Genomic DNA, 4978 nt, shown 5'->3' with positions numbered 1-4978 from the left:
CAAATCACGGATGTAGCCAGTCAGTTTTCTGAGAGTGAGCGACCGCTCGAAAGAGCGAGGTTTCAGCAGGCAACTGCTTGGAACCACACAGGTATTAAACTGAAGAGTTTGATCCTGGCTCAGATTGAACGCTGGCGGCATGCCTTACACATGCAAGTCGAACGGCAGCACGGGAGCAATCCTGGTGGCGAGTGGCGAACGGGTGAGTAATACATCGGAACGTGCCCTGTCGTGGGGGATAACTAGTCGAAAGATTAGCTAATACCGCATACGACCTGAGGGTGAAAGCGGGGGACCGTAAGGCCTCGCGCGATAGGAGCGGCCGATGTCTGATTAGCTAGTTGGTGGGGTAAAGGCCCACCAAGGCGACGATCAGTAGCTGGTCTGAGAGGACGATCAGCCACACTGGGACTGAGACACGGCCCAGACTCCTACGGGAGGCAGCAGTGGGGAATTTTGGACAATGGGGGCAACCCTGATCCAGCAATGCCGCGTGTGTGAAGAAGGCCTTCGGGTTGTAAAGCACTTTTGTCCGGAAAGAAATCCCTTGCCCTAATACGGCGGGGGGATGACGGTACCGGAAGAATAAGCACCGGCTAACTACGTGCCAGCAGCCGCGGTAATACGTAGGGTGCGAGCGTTAATCGGAATTACTGGGCGTAAAGCGTGCGCAGGCGGTTTTGTAAGACAGGCGTGAAATCCCCGAGCTCAACTTGGGAATGGCGCTTGTGACTGCAAGGCTAGAGTATGTCAGAGGGGGGTAGAATTCCACGTGTAGCAGTGAAATGCGTAGAGATGTGGAGGAATACCGATGGCGAAGGCAGCCCCCTGGGACGTCACTGACGCTCATGCACGAAAGCGTGGGGAGCAAACAGGATTAGATACCCTGGTAGTCCACGCCCTAAACGATGTCAACTAGTTGTTGGGGATTCATTTCTTCAGTAACGTAGCTAACGCGTGAAGTTGACCGCCTGGGGAGTACGGTCGCAAGATTAAAACTCAAAGGAATTGACGGGGACCCGCACAAGCGGTGGATGATGTGGATTAATTCGATGCAACGCGAAAAACCTTACCTACCCTTGACATGCCACTAACGAAGCAGAGATGCATCAGGTGCCCGAAAGGGAAAGTGGACACAGGTGCTGCATGGCTGTCGTCAGCTCGTGTCGTGAGATGTTGGGTTAAGTCCCGCAACGAGCGCAACCCTTGTCTTTAGTTGCTACGCAAGAGCACTCTAGAGAGACTGCCGGTGACAAACCGGAGGAAGGTGGGGATGACGTCAAGTCCTCATGGCCCTTATGGGTAGGGCTTCACACGTCATACAATGGTGCGTACAGAGGGTTGCCAACCCGCGAGGGGGAGCCAATCCCAGAAAACGCATCGTAGTCCGGATCGTAGTCTGCAACTCGACTACGTGAAGCTGGAATCGCTAGTAATCGCGGATCAGCATGCCGCGGTGAATACGTTCCCGGGTCTTGTACACACCGCCCGTCACACCATGGGAGTGGGTTTTGCCAGAAGTAGTTAGCCTAACCGCAAGGAGGGCGATTACCACGGCAGGGTTCATGACTGGGGTGAAGTCGTAACAAGGTAGCCGTATCGGAAGGTGCGGCTGGATCACCTCCTTTCAAGAGCGTGCATCTAAAGTCGAGCGTTCACACTTATCGGTTTGTTACACGATACCGGGTTGTGATTGTATCAACCAAAATGTATTTAAGTGATCGAAAGATGACTTGGAATACGGCACAAATGCGAGAACTCATCCTGTAGCGAGCACGCCTTGAACGGAAGTTTGAGACACACTCGTTATAGGGTCAAGCGAACAAGTGCATGTGGTGGATGCCTTGGCGATCACAGGCGATGAAGGACGCGGTAGCCTGCGAAAAGCTTCGGGGAGCTGGCAAACAAGCTTTGATCCGGAGATGTCCGAATGGGGAAACCCGGCCCTTATGGGTCATCCCTGACTGAATACATAGGTCAGGGAAGCGAACGCGGCGAACTGAAACATCTAAGTAGCTGCAGGAACAGAAATCAACCGAGATTCCCAGAGTAGTGGCGAACGAAATGGGAAGAGCCTTGTACTCTTTAGCAGTGTTGTTAGCAGAACGGGATGGAAAGCCCGGCCATAGCAGGTGATAGCCCTGTATGCGAAAACAGCGTTGTGGAACTAGGTGTACGACAAGTAGGGCGGGACACGTGAAATCCTGTCTGAAGATGGGGGGACCATCCTCCAAGGCTAAATACTCGTGATCGACCGATAGTGAACCAGTACCGTGAGGGAAAGGCGAAAAGAACCCCGGGAGGGGAGTGAAATAGATCCTGAAACCGCATGCATACAAACAGTCGGAGCCTGGAAACGGGTGACGGCGTACCTTTTGTATAATGGGTCAGCGACTTACATTCAGTGGCAAGCTTAACCGATTAGGGAAGGCGTAGCGAAAGCGAGTCCGAATAGGGCGTTCAGTCGCTGGGTGTAGACCCGAAACCAGACGATCTATCCATGGCCAGGTTGAAGGTGCGGTAACACGTACTGGAGGACCGAACCCACTAATGTTGAAAAATTAGGGGATGAGCTGTGGATAGGGGTGAAAGGCTAAACAAGTCTGGAAATAGCTGGTTCTCTCCGAAAACTATTTAGGTAGTGCCTCGTGTCTCACCTTCGGGGGTAGAGCACTGTCATGGTTGGGGGGTCTATTGCTGATTACCCCGCCATAGCAAACTCCGAATACCGAAGAGTGCAATCACGGGAGACAGACATCGGGTGCTAACGTCCGGTGTCAAGAGGGAAACAACCCAGACCGCCAGCTAAGGTCCCTAAGATTGGCTAAGTGGGAAACGAAGTGGGAAGGCTAAAACAGTCAGGAGGTTGGCTTAGAAGCAGCCATCCTTTAAAGAAAGCGTAATAGCTCACTGATCGAGTCGTCCTGCGCGGAAGATGTAACGGGGCTAAGCCAGTCACCGAAGCTGCGGATGCGCATGGTAGGAGAGCGTTCTGTAAGCCTGTGAAGGTGTCTTGTAAAGGATGCTGGAGGTATCAGAAGTGCGAATGCTGACATGAGTAGCGATAAAGGGGGTGAAAAGCCCCCTCGCCGTAAGCCCAAGGTTTCCTACGCAACGTTCATCGGCGTAGGGTGAGTCGGCCCCTAAGGCGAGGCAGAGATGCGTAGCTGATGGGAAGCAGGTTAATATTCCTGCACCGTCGTATGATGCGATGGGGGGACGGATCGCGGAAGGTTGTCCGGGTGTTGGAAGTCCCGGTCCCTGTATTGGAGAAGGCGCTTAGGCAAATCCGGGCGCGGAATTCAAGGATATGGGGCGAGCGGCCTAGTGCTGCGAAGCAATTGGAAGTGGTTCCAAGAAAAGCCTCTAAGCTTCAGTCATACGAGACCGTACCGCAAACCGACACAGGTGGGCGAGATGAGTATTCTAAGGCGCTTGAGAGAACTCGGGAGAAGGAACTCGGCAAATTGGTACCGTAACTTCGGGATAAGGTACGCCCTTGTAGCTTGACTGGCCTGCGCCAGGAGGGTGAAGGGGTTGCAATAAAATGGTGGCTGCGACTGTTTAATAAAAACACAGCACTCTGCAAACACGAAAGTGGACGTATAGGGTGTGACGCCTGCCCGGTGCCGGAAGATTAAATGATGGGGTGCAAGCTCTTGATTGAAGTCCCGGTAAACGGCGGCCGTAACTATAACGGTCCTAAGGTAGCGAAATTCCTTGTCGGGTAAGTTCCGACCTGCACGAATGGCGTAACGATGGCCACACTGTCTCCTCCCGAGACTCAGCGAAGTTGAAGTGTTTGTGATGATGCAATCTCCCCGCGGCTAGACGGAAAGACCCCATGAACCTTTACTGTAGCTTTGCATTGGACTTTGAACCGATCTGTGTAGGATAGGTGGGAGGCTTTGAAGCGTGGACGCCAGTCTGCGTGGAGCCGACCTTGAAATACCACCCTGGTTTGTTTGAGGTTCTAACCTTGGTCCGTGAATCCGGATCGGGGACAGTGCATGGTAGGCAGTTTGACTGGGGCGGTCTCCTCCCAAAGTGTAACGGAGGAGTTCGAAGGTACGCTTGGTACGGTCGGACATCGTACCTAAAGTGCAATGGCAAAAGCGTGCTTAACTGCGAGACCGACAAGTCGAGCAGGTGCGAAAGCAGGACATAGTGATCCGGTGGTTCTGAATGGAAGGGCCATCGCTCAACGGATAAAAGGTACTCTGGGGATAACAGGCTGATACCGCCCAAGAGTTCATATCGACGGCGGTGTTTGGCACCTCGATGTCGGCTCATCTCATCCTGGGGCTGTAGCCGGTCCCAAGGGTATGGCTGTTCGCCATTTAAAGAGGTACGTGAGCTGGGTTTAAAACGTCGTGAGACAGTTTGGTCCCTATCTGCCGTGGGCGTTGGAATCTTGACGGGGGCTGCTCCTAGTACGAGAGGACCGGAGTGGACGTACCGCTGGTGTACCTGTTGTCTCGCCAGAGGCATCGCAGGGTAGCTATGTACGGAAGAGATAACCGCTGAAAGCATCTAAGCGGGAAACTCGCCTGAAGATGAGGATTCCCTGGAGCCTTGAGCTCCTTGAAGGGTCGTTCGAGACCAGGACGTTGATAGGCTGGGTGTGGAAGCGCAGTAATGCGTTAAGCTAACCAGTACTAATTGCCCGTAAGGCTTGATCCTATAACCAGTGTGTTTCTCCTGGTTGAGTATCGCGTGCCGCTGCGCAGCAAGGCGCAGCTTGGCCGATACGCACAACCTCTACTACATCCCTATTTGCTGCGTTGAGCACATCTCAACGCGGCCACCGTTTATGCCTGGTGACCATAGCGAGTTGGAACCACCCCTTCCCATCCCGAACAGGACCGTGAAACGACTCCACGCCGATGATAGTGCGGATACCCGTGTGAAAGTAGGTAATCGCCAGGCTCTCCCTTGAAACCCCCCAGTACGAAAGTACTGGGGGGTTTTGCTTTTG

The 4978-nt window shown here is 53.5% G+C and carries 3 rRNA genes; all 3 read left to right on the top strand.

Annotated elements, in window-relative coordinates:
* Window positions 1-96 precede the first annotated feature (96 nt).
* The 3 genes from OR16_RS23380 (at window position 97) to rrf (ending at window position 4929) form a co-directional block, all read left to right on the top strand.
* Window positions 97-1628, top strand: a 16S ribosomal RNA gene (locus OR16_RS23380).
* Between the two features lie 184 nt (window positions 1629-1812).
* A 23S ribosomal RNA gene (locus tag OR16_RS23375) occupies window positions 1813-4683 on the top strand.
* Between the two features lie 133 nt (window positions 4684-4816).
* Window positions 4817-4929, top strand: a 5S ribosomal RNA gene (gene rrf, locus OR16_RS23370).
* Together the 16S, 23S and 5S rRNA genes form the textbook arrangement of a ribosomal RNA operon.
* Window positions 4930-4978 lie beyond the last annotated feature (49 nt).

Source organism: Cupriavidus basilensis OR16 (assembly GCF_000243095.1).
GTDB classification, from domain to species: Bacteria; Pseudomonadota; Gammaproteobacteria; order Burkholderiales; family Burkholderiaceae; genus Cupriavidus; species Cupriavidus basilensis_D.
This window is presented reverse-complemented; position numbering and strand designations above follow the sequence as displayed.